Consider the following 14,703-nt stretch of genomic DNA (forward strand, 5'->3'; position numbering starts at 1 on the left):
CCAGTGTCCAGCCGTTCTTCCGCTCCAGCGGAGCAATCAGTCCCCGCATATAGGCAAGCGCCGACTCCCGCGGCTCCGTCCTGGAAAACCGATGCCCGAACCGCTCGTGCACAGCGTCCAGTTCACCGGCCCACACCCTGACATCAGCAAGGTCCCCACCCATGATCAGACCAACGACCAGCCTGGCCAACCATCACGGCAAACACCGTTGCAGTACCAATAGACGGCACGCACGGTTGTCGGTGACGTCCCCTACGATCGCTGGTCATGGAGATCGACTTCCCGAGGCCCGGGGCCGGGCCGGAGACATTCGCGCGGGCGTTGCGCGCGGCGGACTGGAACGCGTTCGAACCCCAGCGGGACCTGCCGCCGCTGCGCGAGGCGCTCGCCGAGCTGGAACGCGTCCACGGCGTCACCGAGGCACACCGGATCACGACCGGCCACGTCAGAAAGCGCGCGCTGCTGCGCCACCCCGACGTGCACCGGGTCGAGATCACCGCGCAGGCGCTCAGCCCGTCCGGCCGGTACCTTGCGGTCGGCGACTTCGGCGGCGACGACTACGAGGCCGGCGCGACCCTGCAGATCTGGGAGGTCTCCACCGGGCGGTGCGTCAACGTCATCGATGGGATCGTGGGCGGGATCGGCTGGCCCGGGTACGACGAGGTGTTGGAGTGGTCGGCCGACGAAACGCGGCTGGCCGTGGTCTACATGGCCAGCAACGTGGGCGTGTGGGATCCGTTCGGTGACGACCACGAGCCGATGGCGACCGTCCGGCTCACCTACTCGGGCCGCCCCGACCCGTTCGCGTTCGCGCCCGGCGGTGAGCGGGCGTACGTCTTCGACGAGAGTTCCGACGTCGGTGCCTCGATCGTGGAGCTTCCCGGTGGAGTGATCGGGCCACTGCCGGTGCCGGACAAAGAAGAGTACGACGAGGAGGCCGAACACGACGAGGACGACGAGGAGGAAGACGAGGAGGAAGACGAGGGTTTCTTCCTCCTCCACCCGGTCTGGTCCCGGAACGGGACGCGGGTGTACGGGAACCTGCACGACGGGCGGGTCTGCTCGATCGACGTCGCGTCGGGGCGGGTCTCCTGGCTTGCCGAGGCCGACTGGATGAGCCGGTGGCCGTCCGCCGAGTGGAGCCGGGACGAGCGTCTGCTCGCCTATCACCGGGACGGCTCACTGGTCATCGCGGACGCGCTGACCGGCAGGCCGGTGGCCGAGATACCCGGATACTGCGATGAGTCGTATCTGTCGCTCTTCATGGCGTGGGGCCCGCGGCTCGCCGTCGTCGTCCCCGCGAGCCGGGACGCCGACGCCCCGCGCGTCGGGATCGTGGACCCGACCGGAGAGCATCGCTACGACCTCGACGTGGCCGTGCGGCAACCGGACCCTTATCTGGATGCCCGGACATGGGCGTGGGAGCCGGACGGCGCCCGCGCCGCGTGCCTCACCGTCGAGGACCGGATCGAGATCTGGTCGCTGGGCGACGAGCTGGGTGAGCGGCTCCACGCCTTCGACGCGCCCGAGGGGGTGGCAGGCGTGCTGTGGGGGGCCGACGGCGTGCTCGTGGCGCTGGGGCAGAAGGTTCTGCGTTTCCTGCGCGCCGACTCCGGCGAGGTGATCGGTGACTTCACGCTGCTGCGGCAGCCGTCGGCGCCGCGCCCCCTCGTGCTCGAGGGCGAGGACTTCGGCGAGGACATGAACCGGGAGCCCAACCCCACGTTCGCGCTGGACGAGGAGACCTGGGCGGTCGCGTTCCCGATCGGCGTGGTGATCGCTCCCCCGGACCGGGAGGACGATTTGGGCGCCACGCTCGCCTGGGCCGTCGACCGGCGCTTCGCCTGGCCGGTCCACTGGGGCGGATTGGACATCGTTCCGGACGCGTCCGCCGCCGCCGAGCGGGTGCCCGAACCGCTGCGGGAGTACCTGGAGGCGTTCCGCGGCCGAACCATGCCGGCACACGGCCCACAGGCGTGGCCGCCTCCGAACACCGCCACCGTGGACGACCTGTTCCAGGCATTCCTCGAAGCGGTCGTGGAATGCGACGACCAGAACCCATGGCCCGGCAAGGCGCTCCACGAAGCGGCCCTGATCCGAGCCCGGCGCGGCGAGCCGGACGGAGCCAGACGGCTGATCGAGGTGTGCCCGGAGGACCGCAGGGCGTACCTGGCTGCCGAGACCGCCATGATCCTGGCAGGGGCGGGGTTGCCGGACGCCGCCCGCTCGCTGTTTTCCGATCACGAGGCGGCCTGCGAATCCCTCGGGCAGGAGACCCTGTGGGACGCGATGATGCGGGGCTCGCGGGCGCGCGCACTGGGCGCCGTCGGCGGCGCCTGTGCGGCGCTGGGCGAACAGGAGCGCGCTGACCTGTGGTTCGACCGGGCACGAGCGGCGATCCGCGCGGAGGGCGGTGCGTGGGAGCACCGGCTTCCGGTGGTCTGGGCGCAGATGGAGTGCGGGCGCGATGCGGAGGCGCGGGCGCTGCTGGACGAGGGCACCGGCGACCCCGGTGACCGCGCTGGTGTTCCCTTCCTCGGCTACGTGCTACGCCAAGGCAGGGCCGATCTCGCCGAGGCGATTCTGCGTTCCGCCAACGGCTGGTTCCATTCGGACTCCGTGGCGAGGCTCCTCGCCGAACACGGCCAGCCGCGGCTGCTGCGGGAGTGGGCCGACCGCGAGAACCTCTGGGTCGAGGACGACCTTCCCGTCGGCGAACGGAACGCCGCGGGTGGTCGCCCTGACCGGCCCGGTGACGACGACGTCCAGCGGCTCGGCCGAGCCTACGAGGAGATCACGCACATGCCGCCGGCCACGCGCCAGGGGCCGACCGCCGACCTGATCCGGCGGGCGGCGGAGTGCCGCCATCTCAGTGCGGTGCTCGACCTGCTCCCGGCGGTGCCAATGCCGTCCTACGGTGGGATCAGCGGCGACGACCGGCCCTACGTGGCGTTCAGCGCGCTGCGGATCGCCACCACGGGTATGGACGCCGAGATCTGGTGAGCGATCGTGGTGCCGAAACGTCAGGGCCGTGAAGGCCAGCGGGTGTCGAGGAAGCGATCGAGGGCGCGGGTGCCGAAGCAGGACCTCGGCCGGCACCCGCTCGTCCATGCCGCGCGGCGGCAGTGCCGATCGTCGAGTCTGTCCGCCGCGACCAGCGCCTCGCCGAGATCATGATTGGTGCTCCGGCTGGGCAACCGGAGTTCGCCGAATGGGCGACGTTGCTGGGCGACGACAGCGCCGCGATCCCGTTCTTGCGCTACCTGCCGGAGCGCCTCAGCCCACTCGGTGCACGAGTCGAGACGGCCCTCCGCGAGCGACTGGCCGAAGCGCCCTCCTTCGTCGCCTTCGAGGGCTACGACACGGTCGCCGTCCTCGCCGATGTGCTGCGTTCGCACGGCGCGGACCGGGCGCGCACTGCCGAATCCTGGCCGCGCGTTGCAGTCGAAAGCACCCGCGACTATCGCGCGGCAGCCGGCGCTGGCCCGGGGTAGCTCAGAGCCCCCTGGCGACTGTGTCGTCACTGCGGAGCAGGGTCAGGAACGCCCGCTCGAACTTCAGGCCACTTGAGCGGTGGCCGCGAGGACCAGTTCGCGCAGGGTGACGCGCTGCGGCTGCTGGTATGCGAAGCCGATCGCCGCAGCCACGTCTTCGGGGGCGAGCACCTCGATGGAGTCCTTGAAGGCCTGGTAGTCGGCCTTCACCGCTTCGTCGGTGGTGTGCGAGAGCAGCTCCGTCTCAACGGCTCCCGGGGCGATGGTGACGACGCGGACCCCGTGGCCCGCGACCTCCTCGCGCAGGCTCTCGGACATGCCGTGCACGGCGAACTTGCTGCCGCTGTAGACCGTGTGGTTGGCGTAGGTTCTGCGGCCCGCGACCGAGCTGACGTTGATCACCGTGCCGTGGCCACGCTCGATCATGCCGGGCAGGACCGCACGTACCCCATGGAGCAGACCCCGCACATTGACGTCGAACATCCGCTCCCACTCGTCGGCCGGCTGCCTGGCCACCTCGCCCAGCAGCATCACGCCCGCGTTGTTGACGATCAGGTCGGCGGGGCCGTACAGCGCCTCGGCCTCCCGGACGGCCCCGGCCACCGCCTCGGCGTCGGTGACATCGACGGACCTGGCGAGGGTGTGGGGGAGGCCGAGCGCCTCGATCCGCTCCACCCTGCGGGCCAGCAGCAGGAGGGGGTGGCCGAGTGCGGAGAGGGCACGGGCGGTGGCGGCGCCGATGCCCGAGCTGGCTCCGGTGATGACGGCGAGGGGCTTGGCGGCGGTGTTCGTGCGGGAGTTCGTGCGGGTGTTCGTGTCGGTGTTCATGTCCTCAACCTTGATCGTCCGGCGGACCCCGAACAACAGCCGGTCGCGCAACGATCGATAACCTGATGGTTATGGAACGCCGAGACGTCGAGATCTTCCTGGCCCTCACCGAGGAGCTGCACTTCGGCCGCACCGCGCGGCGCCTGCACGTGTCGCAGGCCCGGGTCAGCCAGACCATCAAGCAGCTGGAGCGGCGAATAGGCGCGGCGCTCTTCGAACGGACCAGCAGGCGCGTGGAGTTGACATCGATCGGGCGCCGCCTCGCGGACGACATACGTCCCGGCTACGAGCTGATCAGGGACGGCGTCGAGCGGGCGGTCGCCGCGGGACGCGGTCTGGCCGAGCCGCTGCGCGTCGGGTTCAGCAGTCCGCTCGCCGGTGAGCTCGTGCTGTTCGCCGCCTCCGCGTACCGCGAGAGGCACCCGGCGGCCGGTGAGATCCTGTTGCACGAGACCCCGCTCTCCGACCCCTTCGGCCTGCTGCGCTCGGGCGAACTCGACCTGCTGCTCGCCCAGTTCCCCGTCGCCGAACCCGATCTGGCCACCGGCCCCGTACTGATCTCCGACACCCGCGTGCTGGCCGTCTCCACCCGACACCCCTTCGCGAAGAGGCCCTCCGTCCGAGTCGACGACCTCGCCGGGGACAAGGTGCTCGGCCTCTCGGGGCCCGTACCGGACTACTGGCTCGACCATCTCCTGCCGCGCACGACTCCGGCGGGCCGTTCCGTCGAGCGCGGTGAGCGGGCGGCGACCCGGCAGGAGCTCCTCGCCCTGGTCGGGGCGGGGCGAGGGGTGCATCCGGCCGCCGCGCACGAGGTCAGGTACTACGCCCGGCCGAATATCGCGTACGTCCCTTTCGACGACGCTCCCCCGCTGGAGTACGGCCTGGTGTGGCGGGCCGCGGCGGACACGGGCCGCATCCGCGCCTTCGCCGAGGCGGCGGTGGAGACGGTACGGCGGCAGGGCGGTCCGGGGGACGTCTGCGCGGAGTGCCGCTGATCCGGCCCAGGTTCAGACACAGGCTCTGATGGCGGCCGGCCGCTGAGGTGGCAACGGGGCATGAGCTGCGCGCTATCCGTCCCGTTGCCGGGTACGGAGGTCCTGGCTGAGGGCGGGGACGGTGCTCGGTTCCCACCTAATTCTGGAACCAGAGCGTGGGACCGTCCTAGCGAGGGGACGCTGGGCCGTAGACGCGCGAGGAGGGGCTGATGGGCTACACCGCCGTGCACCCGGCCTGGGGTCGGCTGGACGCGTCGCTGGACGATCTCGGATGTGGCCGCGCCTGGACGGGGGTCCATCGGGTGGAGGGGCTGCAGTTGGCGTGCCCGAATGCGGCGGTCGGGTCTTCGCACGGGCCTCCCAGCACGGTGTCCGGCACTTCTACCACCGGGTTCGGCCGTTGGACTGCGAGCTCGCGAATGAGTCACCAGAGCATCACCTGCTGAAGCTGGAGCTAGCCATGGCCGCGCGGGCGGCAGGATGGTCGGAGGTGTCGTCCTCAGGTGGGAATCGACGCCGAGGGTTGTCGGCCGGGCCTGTCAGTCGAGCGCTGGTGCGCGCAGCGGACCCGGCCGGCTGACCGTAGCTCACGTTCCGGTTGGGCTGAGAGCCCTCGCCGGTACCCCGGTGTGGTAGGGATCAGGCATGCGCATCCTCCTCCCGCTGCCCGACCGGGACTTCGACGTCACCGAGGTCGCCGTCCCCTGGCGGTTGCTGCGTGACGCCGGGCACGACGTGGTGTTCGCAACCGAGCGCGGCGGCCGGTCGCCGAAGGCCGACCCGCTGCTGCTCACCGGTGTGCTTTTCGGGCAACTCGGCGCGGAGCCGGAGCCGAAGGAGTTCTACCGCGAACTCACCGGCGAGGCCGCCTTCCGGGCTCCGCTCGCCTGGAACGCCGTGGAACCGGAGGAGTACGACGGGCTGCTGCTGCCCGGCGGGCACGCGCCTGGTATGCGGCAGTACCTCGGCTCCCGCGCCCTGCAGGAGAAGGTCGCCCGCTTCTGGGCGACGGGCCGGCCGGTGGGCGCCATCTGCCACGGCGTCCTCGTACTCGCCCGCACCATCGCCCCGGAGACCGGCCGCAGCGTCATCGCCGGCCGGCGCACCACCTGCCTGCCCAAGTACATGGAACGCAGCGGCTATTACCTCACCGCATGGCGGCGCGGCCGCTACTACCGGACGTATCCGGCGTACGTCCAGGACGAGGTGGTCGCTGCGCTCGACGACCCCGCGCACTTCGAGCGCGGGCCGGTCGAGCTGCGCCGGCGCGGTACGGCCTCCGACGACACCCCCGCCTTCGCTGTCCAGGACGGCAACTATGTCTCCGCCCGCTGGCCCGGCGACGCCTACCTCTTCGCGCGGCGCTTCACGGCCATGCTGGCGTAGCCCGCGCACCGGGTGCGGATCTTGATCATTCGCGCGGGACAATCTCGGTATACGTGATCTGGAGGGCTGTTCGGGGTCAAGCCGGTCGAGGTCGAGCGGTCTGGGACGCGGACGGCCGGGGCAAGCGGTTCCGGGCGGATGCCGCCGCGTCTGGAGTGCGTAGGTCGCCGGAGAAGCAGACCACCGCGGCCCAGAAAGCCCGCCGCCAGGGCGGGAAGTTCACCGCCGCGCTGCGCCGCGAAACCGCCGCATTGTCACCGGCCGACCTCAACGCGCTTGGCGTCGCCGACGCCAAGAAGCGCGCCGACGGCTTCACGGCGGACGATGGGAGCTGGGACGCCAGCCGTGCCCGCCACGAGTGGCAGGAGGTCCAGTGGTGGGAGCGGATGCGGGCGGGCCGGGAGATCCGCATCTGGCACGCGGTGATCGAGTCCAGGGCGGCGGCCCTGGACGCCGACGATACCTGGTACCGGTTGTCGCTGTACCTGCGCAACCCGGTCCACCGCGGCGACAAGGGATTGCACATGTCGTGGGAGATCGGCTCCCCGGTCCCTCTGGGGGAGCGCCGCCGTGAAGTCGCACCGATCGACCCGGCCGAACCGGAAGAGGCCGAGCGCCAGCGCCTTGGCGCGGACTACCCGCGCGAGGTGTTCGCGCACATCAACACCCGCGGGGTGCAGTACGGCGACTGGGAGCAGTCGCATGTCGCCGACTACTGTGCGACGCCGGCCCGTTCCGCACGGATGGTCAGCGAGGGGCGGGGGCTGACCGAGGACGACATGCGCCGGTGGGTCGCCGAACTCGACGCCGAGCGGGGGCCGCTGCCCGACGGGGTGCAGCTGACGTACTGGCGGGCGCACTGGCGGGCGGAGTTCCTGGCCGGCTACGACCAAGCCTGCGCCCGCAAGCGCGCCGAGGAGATCGCGGCCACCATCGTCGACTACGCCGGACGTCCACTCGGCCACGTGGCCGGCGGCTCGCTGGAGCCCTATGACGGGTTCCGCAACGCCATCGATGGCCGGTGGATGCACCCGGCCGCCAGCAGCATCGGCGAACTGTCCCGGCGCGAACTGTGGGAGGACTACACCGAGGTCGAAGCGCGCGCGGCCGCCGGTGAGCCGGTCGGCTCCCGCCCGGTGCTACGGGACATGTATCTCCTCGCCCAAGACCACCTGCGCGAGATCTTCGCCGAGCGCACCGGCGAGCTCGCGGCGCACGAGGCGAAGCTGCACACTCAACCGGACGGTACCCGCACCTACACCGCCCCCGGCACCATGCGGATCATCACCGCCAACGCCCGGCAGGAAGCAACCGGGAAGACGCCCGCCGAACTGCGCGAGATGGCGGAGCACGCCGATCACATGGCGCGGCGGACATGCCCGCTTCCGCTGCCTTTCGTCGCGCGTACCGTGGCGGTACAACCCGCCGGGAGGACCAGCCGGGAGGACCAGCCCGACCACGCACCCGTCACGCCGTACGCACCAGCCCCGGGAGCTCCGGCCGAACTGCTCGCGCAGCTGCGCGACGACCGCCTCGCGGCGCAGTGGGTGCCGGCCTGCGAGAAAGAGTGGACACGGGCCCTGAAGGAGTCGCGCCGTACGTTCTCCCTCGCCGCGCTGTACGAGGTCGTCCAGGCCTGGCAGGCCCGCGTTGCTTCCGCCCCGGCGGTCGATGCGTTCCTCGCCTCCGGCTGTGACGAAGCCGGGTTCGTGGACCTGGAGGAGATCCGGAGCAGGCGCCGGTGACTGGTCAGCCGCACGCGGTCCGGTTCTCCCCGCAGGCTGCGAAGGTGCTCGCCGAACTGCTCGAGCACGCGGAAGAGATGGTGTGGGACGTGCTGGACGCCGTCGCGGCCGACCCGTGGGGCTTCCGACAGTAGCCTTCCGTAGTAGGGGCTATCGAGCGGCGACGCCAGGGAACCGCGCGATGCCAGGGCAGCGTCTGCCGGGGAGCGAGCTGCAAGGTGGCGACAGAGCTTTGGGGGCGGAGTGCAGCCGGACAGTGGACCAGGAGCGTGGGTCGGTAACGAGCAAGTGGCCTGCTGATCGTGATCGATGGGATCGGTCGCGGTCGCCCCGCTGGCGCCTGTGAGGCTCTGTCCGTCGGATGTGCGACCTGGTAGGGCCGTGACTGCCCGGCTGGTCAGCTGGCGAGGGCGGCGAGTCCGGCAGTTCCGGCGTGCCGGAAGATCTTGCGGAGGTTGTGGCAGGCGGCCAGCAGTCGCCACTCGCCGCGGGCCCCGTCCTCGCCACGCAGGAGGAGCTGGCGGCCGTTGTGGCAGGTCATGATCTGGCCGAAGACGGGTTCGACGATGGCCTTGCGGCGGCTGTAGGCCGCCTTGCCCGACTTGGTCCGCAGCTTGCGGGCCATACGTTCCTTAAGCGTGGCGTTCGCCGGTATCCGTCCGCGCGGTGCGGGCGGTACCTGGTCGTCGTGGGACAGGCGTCCGGTAGCCAGGAACGTGTCGGTCCCGCAGGCAAGTTGGCGGTCCTTCGCGGCCTGCAAGTTGGTCTCGGAGCAGTACCCGGCGTCGACCAGCGCCTGATTGGGGTGGACGCCGGTGTTCTGGGCGGACTGGTCGAGCATCGTGGTGTAGTTCAGCGCGTCCGAGGGGTTGGTCGTCACGTCGGCGGCGGTGATGACCTGGTGTTTGGCGTCCACGGCGGCCTGGGCGTTGTAGGCTTGGATGTAGGCGCCGTCGCTGTTCTTCATGATCCGCGCGTCGGGGTCGGTGAAGTTGGCCTGCGCCTTGGGCTTGGGACAGGCCTTTGCGGCAGCCTGCTGCCCGGCGTCGGCGACGGCCTGCTCGTCGCTGGTGCCAGCGCGCTCCTGGCGGCGGCGTTCCTTGTCCTCGGCGTGGCGGCGGGCCTTGTCGGCGGCGTCGGCCTCGATCTGCGCGCGGGCGGCCTGCAGCCTGGCCAGGCGCTTCTCGCGGCGGTCCAGCTCGGCAGGCAGATCGGTGTCCTTGCCGTCGATGCCAAAGGTCCGGTCCTCGGCAGTGTCGGCGGCCTCGGCGTCTGCGAGCAGGGCGGCGGCCCGGGCCTCCAGAGCGGCGATCTCGGCCTCGATCCGCTCCTCCTTGTCGCCCAAGCGGCCGTAGCTCATCGCCTTGTGCTGGGAGGCGTTCGCTTCGAGCTTGGTGCCGTCCAGGGCGACGCGCCCCATCTTGACCATGCCGAGCTTCTGGGCGAGGTGCAGCGACTGGGTGAACAGGTCCGCGAGGGCGTCCAGGTGGCGGCGGCGGAACCGCGAGATCGAGCGGAAGTCCGGGGCCTGGTCGGCGGCCAGGAACCGGAACGCGATGTCGTCGGAGCACTTGCGCTCGATCGCACGCGAAGAGCGGATGCCGGTGGGTGGCTGTAGATCAGCAGACGCAGCATCAGTCGCGGGTCGTAGGGCGGGTAGCCGCGTTTGCCGGTGTAGTCGGCCAGGACCGGCCCCAGGTCCAGCACCTCGTCGACCAGGTCGGCGACGAACCGGGCGAGGTGGTCCTGGGCAGCCGGTCGTCCAGCGACGGAGGCAGCAGCACGACCTGGTGTGGGTCGAACGCCCTGAACCGCCTGTCCACCCCCACCGGACGGCCCTGCGGTTGCTGCCTTTCCACCGGCTCGACCTCGAACAGCCCATCTCCACCACGCATGCCGCGATCCTTCCGTCCCCACGATCATCAACCGGAGGCGGGGCGCTGCCCGGTCGGATAATCCAAGTGCGGTCTGGTCGCTCCGCGTGATACTCCTCCCTGCCATGGGCGATCTTGTGACAGCGCGGCTGGTGCTTCATCCGATGACCGTCAGCGAGGCTGAGCGGGTGGTGGCGGGCGAGTCGGATGACGGTGCCCGATGGGCGCCCGGATACCCCACCGATGGGGACGTGTCCGCCGCCAGGCGCTTCCTGGGCACCTGCGCGAACACCGGTGATCCCCAGCCGTTCGGTAACTATGAGATCCGTCGCCGCGAGGACGGTCAGGCGATCGGCGGCCTGGGCTTCCACGGACCTGCGGACGCGAACGGCAGCGTCACGATTGGCTACGGCCTCATCCCGTCAGCACGAGGCAAGGGATACGCCTCCGAAGCCCTCCGTGAACTGCTGCTGTTCGCGCGTGAAGGCGGCATCACCTGCGTAAAAGGCGACGCCGACCACGACAACACAGCGTCCCAGCACGTCATGATGGCAGCGGGCATGCGGCCGGCCGGACAAGACGAACGCGTCAGGTACTTCGAGATCGCCTGGACCGACACGACGGCGCATACTGACCCACGCTCCTAGGTGTTGGTCTCAGCCCGAGGGAGGCAGCCGCCCTCCTGTTGGACAAGATTCGTCAGGGCAACGGCTGCGCCCGCGGCAAGAAAAAGCGGTTCGGTCAAAGCGCCTCCGTCACCAAGGTGGCGACGCTTGTACTGTCCGCTGCGTCCACGGTCATCCTGGGCCTGCAGAATCTCAACGCGTGGGCTGGTTTGGCCTTGGCCTGTGTGGCGCTGGTGACGTTGCTAGGAGCCGTCGAACCGTTCTTCAATTGGCGCTCCCGGCGCGTTCTGATGGAGGAAGCGCAGTACCGGTTCCGGCGACTTGCCGATGACCTCGAATACCTCGTGGCATCCACGGCCGCCGACGAGCTCACGTTCGATCAGCTGGGTGAGATCTTCAGGCGGTATCAGACGATCTGGGACGACCTGAGCCGCACCTGGCTGGAGCATCGTCGAGAGCCCGCGCCGTCGACCCATTCCTAACGAGCTCGTGCACGGTAAGCGGTGAGACGGTCTTGGGCTGTGTTGGGGTCGGTGTTCAGATCTACTGGGCCGGTGCCATGTCGCCGGTCTGCTGGTGGGACAGCAGACCGGCGACGGTTTGAACGGTGTCGCTCATGTGCTCGCGGCGCCCGTGGTGGCGGGCGAGAGCTTGCCAGTTCTTCAGGTGTGCGATGCCGTGCTCGACCCGGATGCGCCGCGAGGAGTGCGCCTTGCGCTGGCGCTCGGGCATCTCCTCGTACCAGTCCGGGGCGTTCTTCTTGAACTTGCGGTGCGGTGGTGTCACCACGCGTCCTCCGGTCTGAGCCCCCAGGCCCTGCTATCCGGCATCGGCGAGAATCTCCACCGCGGGCCCGCCGGCCAAGAGCCTGACCAGCCCTGACTGTCGGGTGTGAGTGATGTCCGCACAGCTTCCGGGCTTGGCCTGGCTGCAGAACAGCACCCGGCCGTCCACGTCGGTGACCACCATGGTCTTGACGGTGTTCTGCTTGTTCTTGTCGGAGATGAACGCCTCCCGGTCCTTGCGTCCGACAGCCGGCCGGCGGACCCGGGTCTCGGTGCCGTCGACGATCCCGGTCTTCCCGGTCACGCCCAGGTGGTCGATGACCTCGGCCAAGGTCCGCAGCCGCACGTCGGGGCTGACGGTGCGGCCTCGCCCGGCGAGCGGCGGCCGCACCTCGCCGATGGCACGGGTGATGGTGGAGCGGTCCATCCCGAACCAGCAGGCCAGCACGTCGTGAGTGACGCCGTGGCGAAGGTGCACAAGCGTGGCCAGCAGTCGGTCGACGAAGACCAGCCGGTGCTTCGCACCGGCGCCCACAGCCCGCTTCCGGGGCCGGGACACAAGCCTGGCCTGGTGCCGTTCGTGCCCCAACGGGCCTACTTCTGCGACGAGTTCAGCGATCACATCGGCCGACAGACCCGTGATCCTCCGGTCGCCGATAATGGGCCTTCGCCCTGATGGGTGGACACGCTGATACTGGATCTGCTTGATCCGGAGGAAGCGAGAACACCGCCGATGGCGATGAAGGACTACTCGGACGAGTTCAGGGCCGATGCTGTGGCCCTGTACGAGTCCACGCCCGGGGCGACGTACAAGGACATCGCCGCTGACCTGGGCATCAACAGGGCGACGCTGCGTGAATGGGTGCTGCGGGACCGTGAACGCCGCAGCATCGCGCCCGCCGGCTCGCAGCCCGGACCGGCAGCTACCGCCGCGGCGGGGCGCCGGGCTGTGTCCGACGATCCGGATGACCGGAACCGGCAACTGGAGGCCCGGATGGCCGAGCTGGAAGCCAGCGAGCGGAAGCCGGCCACCGAGCGGGACATCCTGCGCAAGGCGGCCAAGTATTTCGCCGGGGAGACGAACTGGTGAGCCGCTTCCAGTTCGTCCACGACCACCGGAACACCTACGAGGTGAAGCGGCTGTGCCAGGTCCTGGTCTGAAATGCCCGGTGATCCGTCGCCGTGGCCGATCAATCTGAGTGTCGACTCGAAGCCTAGTACGCTTGTCCGAACACAGGAGGTTTCCATGGCCAAGGGCTACTGGGTCAGTGCCTACCGCACCATTTCCGACCCCGAGAAGCTAGCCGCCTACAACAAGCTGGCCGGTCCGGCCGTCCAGGCCGGGGGCGGGCGGAGGCTCGCCCTCGGCGGTCGGGTCGTCGCCCACGACGCCGGAATCGCCGAGCGCACCGTCCTGATCGAGTTCGACACCTTTGAACAGGCGGTCGCGGCACACGAGAGCGCGGCATACCAGGAGGCGCTGGTCGCCCTTTCCGACGGTGTCGAGCGCGACTTCCGCATCATCGAAGGCGTCGACTGACCGGCGCACTGACGTTCAGGCCGGCCTGGCGGCCCCGCTGGCCTCGTCGGCAGAACTCACGCTCGCCCGAAGCGAACCGCGTGTCCACCATCACGGGCGAAGGCCCGACCCGCCCTCGCCCCGGTCCGCCTTCGCCCGCCGGTACCAGCCACGCAGGGACTCGGAACTGATGCCGAGTTCCTGGGCTACGGCGGTGACCGTCTTGCCCGAGGAATCGACGAGCGCGATCGCGTCCCGCTTGAACTCCTCGGTGTACCGCTTCGTGTACTTGCTTCCCACCTGGTGCTACTTCTTCTGGAACCTCAAGATCCCAGTCTCGAGGTGTCCACGATCAAGGGGAAGCTTCACCAACCTCTTTCCCCTTGACGTCAGATACGTCCGAGCACGTCCATTGTCAGTGCGGTGCGCTTCACTGTCCGACATGGAGCTCACGCAAGCGACCGTCAACGACCTGCTGGCCCAGCTCGGCCCAGGGGACGGCTACATGTACCTGCCCAGCGATCTGGCCCCGCAGGCTCTGACCGACCTGCTCGCCAGCAGGTACGGCGCCCCGCGCACCCTCGTCCTCGACGGTTTCACCGATCCGACGGTCGACGATTCCAGAGGCGCGGCTCTCCTTGTCCCCTTCGAGGACCGGGCCGTGAAGATACGGGCGTGGGCGTACGGGGATCAGTGGGTCGGCACGGGTACGGCGCGAGACGCCGAAGGGGTCGAGCGGCCGGTGCTGGCGGTCGCTCACAGGGAGGTGCCAGAACCTTTGGCGGTCGCTCCGGACAAGGACGAGGACGTCGACTGGATGGAGCGGCTCATACGGATCACCGGCTGGACGCAGCCCGCCCAGCGGCCGGACGTGAACTGGGCGGAGGTGGAGTCGCGCCTGGGCACCGCGCTCCCGAGCGACTACAAGCGCATGGTCGAAACGTTCGGCGTGGGCGCCTTCGACGGATACCTGGACCTGAACCAGGAGCCGTGGAGGGATCTTAGCGAGGACGGGCTGCTCATCTGGTCGGGCACGGAGCACGAGGACCTGTACTGCTGGAGGGCCCACGGTGAGGACCCCGACCGTTGGCCCGTCGTCGTCCGGTCCTTCGACAACAAGGACGTCCCCTTCGACTGCCAAGCCGCGGAGTTCGTCTGCCGCATCCTCATCGACCCGCACCACCCGTTCACGATGGCCCGCTATTTCGACACCCACTGGTTCATGACCTACCGGAAGAGCGACTGACCGAACCCGCGCCGCCATTGGCATCCGCAGCCAGGGTGGCCAGTGCCTTCGGGGAACAGGGCGGAAACACTCGTCTGCCACAGCAGACTCGCCAAATGGAATGACCTCTTACTGATCGTTTCAGAATGCGGTTCGTAGTCGTCGCAAGCAGATGATGGAGCAGGCGAGTTCGAGTAGTGCCTGGTGGAGGTCTGCGCGTATC

At 69.6% G+C, this 14,703-nt stretch carries 14 protein-coding genes and 3 pseudogenes; 11 read left to right on the forward strand and 6 right to left on the reverse strand.

From position 1 onward, the window contains the following. Positions 1-163 (reverse strand): annotated as a pseudogene (locus AB0D04_RS39925) (IS701 family transposase); the annotation flags it as partial. 104 nt (positions 164-267) lie between these two features. Here AB0D04_RS39925 and AB0D04_RS39930 point away from each other — a divergent pair. Together AB0D04_RS39930 and AB0D04_RS39935 are read left to right on the forward strand one after the other, a co-directional pair. Then, entirely contained in the window at positions 268-3,003 is a 2,736-nt protein-coding gene (locus tag AB0D04_RS39930; protein ID WP_362712314.1) for a hypothetical protein, read from the forward strand. Between the two features lie 119 nt (positions 3,004-3,122). Beyond that, positions 3,123-3,458: pseudogene (locus tag AB0D04_RS39935) on the forward strand (amino acid ABC transporter substrate-binding protein); the annotation flags it as partial. Positions 3,459-3,557: 99 nt separating this feature from the next. Here AB0D04_RS39935 and AB0D04_RS39940 read toward each other — a convergent pair. Continuing rightward, positions 3,558-4,322: an SDR family oxidoreductase gene (locus AB0D04_RS39940; protein ID WP_362712315.1), complete on the reverse strand. Its 765-nt coding sequence runs from the start codon at positions 4,320-4,322 to the stop codon at positions 3,558-3,560. Positions 4,323-4,393: 71 nt separating this feature from the next. Between AB0D04_RS39940 and AB0D04_RS39945 the strand changes: the two genes are divergently transcribed. The 4 genes from AB0D04_RS39945 to AB0D04_RS39960 all read left to right on the forward strand — a co-directional run bounded on the left by AB0D04_RS39945 (position 4,394) and on the right by AB0D04_RS39960 (position 8,585). After that, a complete protein-coding gene (locus AB0D04_RS39945) occupies positions 4,394-5,320 on the forward strand; it encodes a LysR substrate-binding domain-containing protein (RefSeq protein WP_362712316.1) in 927 nt (308 codons plus the stop codon). A gap of 645 nt (positions 5,321-5,965) precedes the next feature. Continuing rightward, positions 5,966-6,706: a type 1 glutamine amidotransferase domain-containing protein gene (locus tag AB0D04_RS39950; RefSeq protein ID WP_362712317.1), complete on the forward strand. Its 741-nt coding sequence runs from the start codon at positions 5,966-5,968 to the stop codon at positions 6,704-6,706. Between the two features lie 155 nt (positions 6,707-6,861). After that, the gene (locus AB0D04_RS39955) at positions 6,862-8,451 is read left to right on the forward strand and encodes a DUF6247 family protein (protein WP_362712318.1); all 1,590 of its coding nucleotides are present in this window, start codon (positions 6,862-6,864) and stop codon (positions 8,449-8,451) included. Then, positions 8,448-8,585, forward strand: coding sequence for a hypothetical protein (locus tag AB0D04_RS39960; RefSeq protein ID WP_362712319.1), 138 nt, complete (start codon positions 8,448-8,450; stop codon positions 8,583-8,585). The genes AB0D04_RS39955 and AB0D04_RS39960 overlap by 4 nt, the downstream gene beginning before the upstream one ends. A 263-nt stretch (positions 8,586-8,848) precedes the next feature. On the opposite strand, the pseudogene AB0D04_RS39965 reads toward AB0D04_RS39960, so the two are convergent. Further along, positions 8,849-10,328 (reverse strand): annotated as a pseudogene (locus AB0D04_RS39965) (IS1182 family transposase). Between the two features lie 122 nt (positions 10,329-10,450). Between AB0D04_RS39965 and AB0D04_RS39970 the strand changes: the two are divergent. Together AB0D04_RS39970 and AB0D04_RS39975 are read left to right on the forward strand one after the other, a co-directional pair. Beyond that, positions 10,451-10,972, forward strand: coding sequence for a GNAT family N-acetyltransferase (locus tag AB0D04_RS39970; protein ID WP_362712320.1), 522 nt, complete (start codon positions 10,451-10,453; stop codon positions 10,970-10,972). Positions 10,973-11,010: 38 nt separating this feature from the next. Next, complete coding sequence (locus AB0D04_RS39975) at positions 11,011-11,433, forward strand: SLATT domain-containing protein (RefSeq protein WP_362712321.1); 423 nt, start codon at positions 11,011-11,013, stop codon at positions 11,431-11,433. Between the two features lie 61 nt (positions 11,434-11,494). On the opposite strand, the gene AB0D04_RS39980 is transcribed toward AB0D04_RS39975, so the two are convergent. Beyond that, positions 11,495-11,737 carry a transposase gene (locus AB0D04_RS39980; RefSeq protein WP_362712322.1) on the reverse strand — a complete coding sequence of 81 codons (243 nt, stop codon included), beginning with the start codon at positions 11,735-11,737 and terminating at the stop codon, positions 11,495-11,497. 33 nt (positions 11,738-11,770) lie between these two features. Next, positions 11,771-12,271, reverse strand: coding sequence for a transposase family protein (locus AB0D04_RS39985; protein ID WP_362712323.1), 501 nt, complete (start codon positions 12,269-12,271; stop codon positions 11,771-11,773). Positions 12,272-12,415: 144 nt separating this feature from the next. On the opposite strand from AB0D04_RS39985, the gene AB0D04_RS39990 reads away from it, so the two are divergent. Both AB0D04_RS39990 and AB0D04_RS39995 read left to right on the forward strand, forming a co-directional pair. Beyond that, positions 12,416-12,826: a transposase gene (locus tag AB0D04_RS39990; protein WP_362712324.1), complete on the forward strand. Its 411-nt coding sequence runs from the start codon at positions 12,416-12,418 to the stop codon at positions 12,824-12,826. A gap of 156 nt (positions 12,827-12,982) precedes the next feature. Then, positions 12,983-13,276, forward strand: coding sequence for a DUF1330 domain-containing protein (locus AB0D04_RS39995; RefSeq protein WP_362712325.1), 294 nt, complete (start codon positions 12,983-12,985; stop codon positions 13,274-13,276). Between the two features lie 90 nt (positions 13,277-13,366). Here AB0D04_RS39995 and AB0D04_RS40000 read toward each other — a convergent pair whose 3' ends face one another. After that, entirely contained in the window at positions 13,367-13,555 is a 189-nt protein-coding gene (locus AB0D04_RS40000) for a transposase (RefSeq protein ID WP_362712326.1), read from the reverse strand. Between the two features lie 142 nt (positions 13,556-13,697). Between AB0D04_RS40000 and AB0D04_RS40005 the strand changes: the two genes are divergently transcribed. Continuing rightward, on the forward strand, positions 13,698-14,501 hold the full coding sequence (locus tag AB0D04_RS40005) for an SMI1/KNR4 family protein (RefSeq protein WP_362712327.1): 804 nt from the start codon (positions 13,698-13,700) through the stop codon (positions 14,499-14,501). Positions 14,502-14,703 lie beyond the last annotated feature (202 nt).

The sequence above is a fragment of the Streptomyces sp. NPDC048483 genome (assembly GCF_040651455.1).
In the GTDB taxonomy this organism is placed as follows: domain Bacteria; phylum Actinomycetota; class Actinomycetes; order Streptomycetales; family Streptomycetaceae; genus Streptomyces.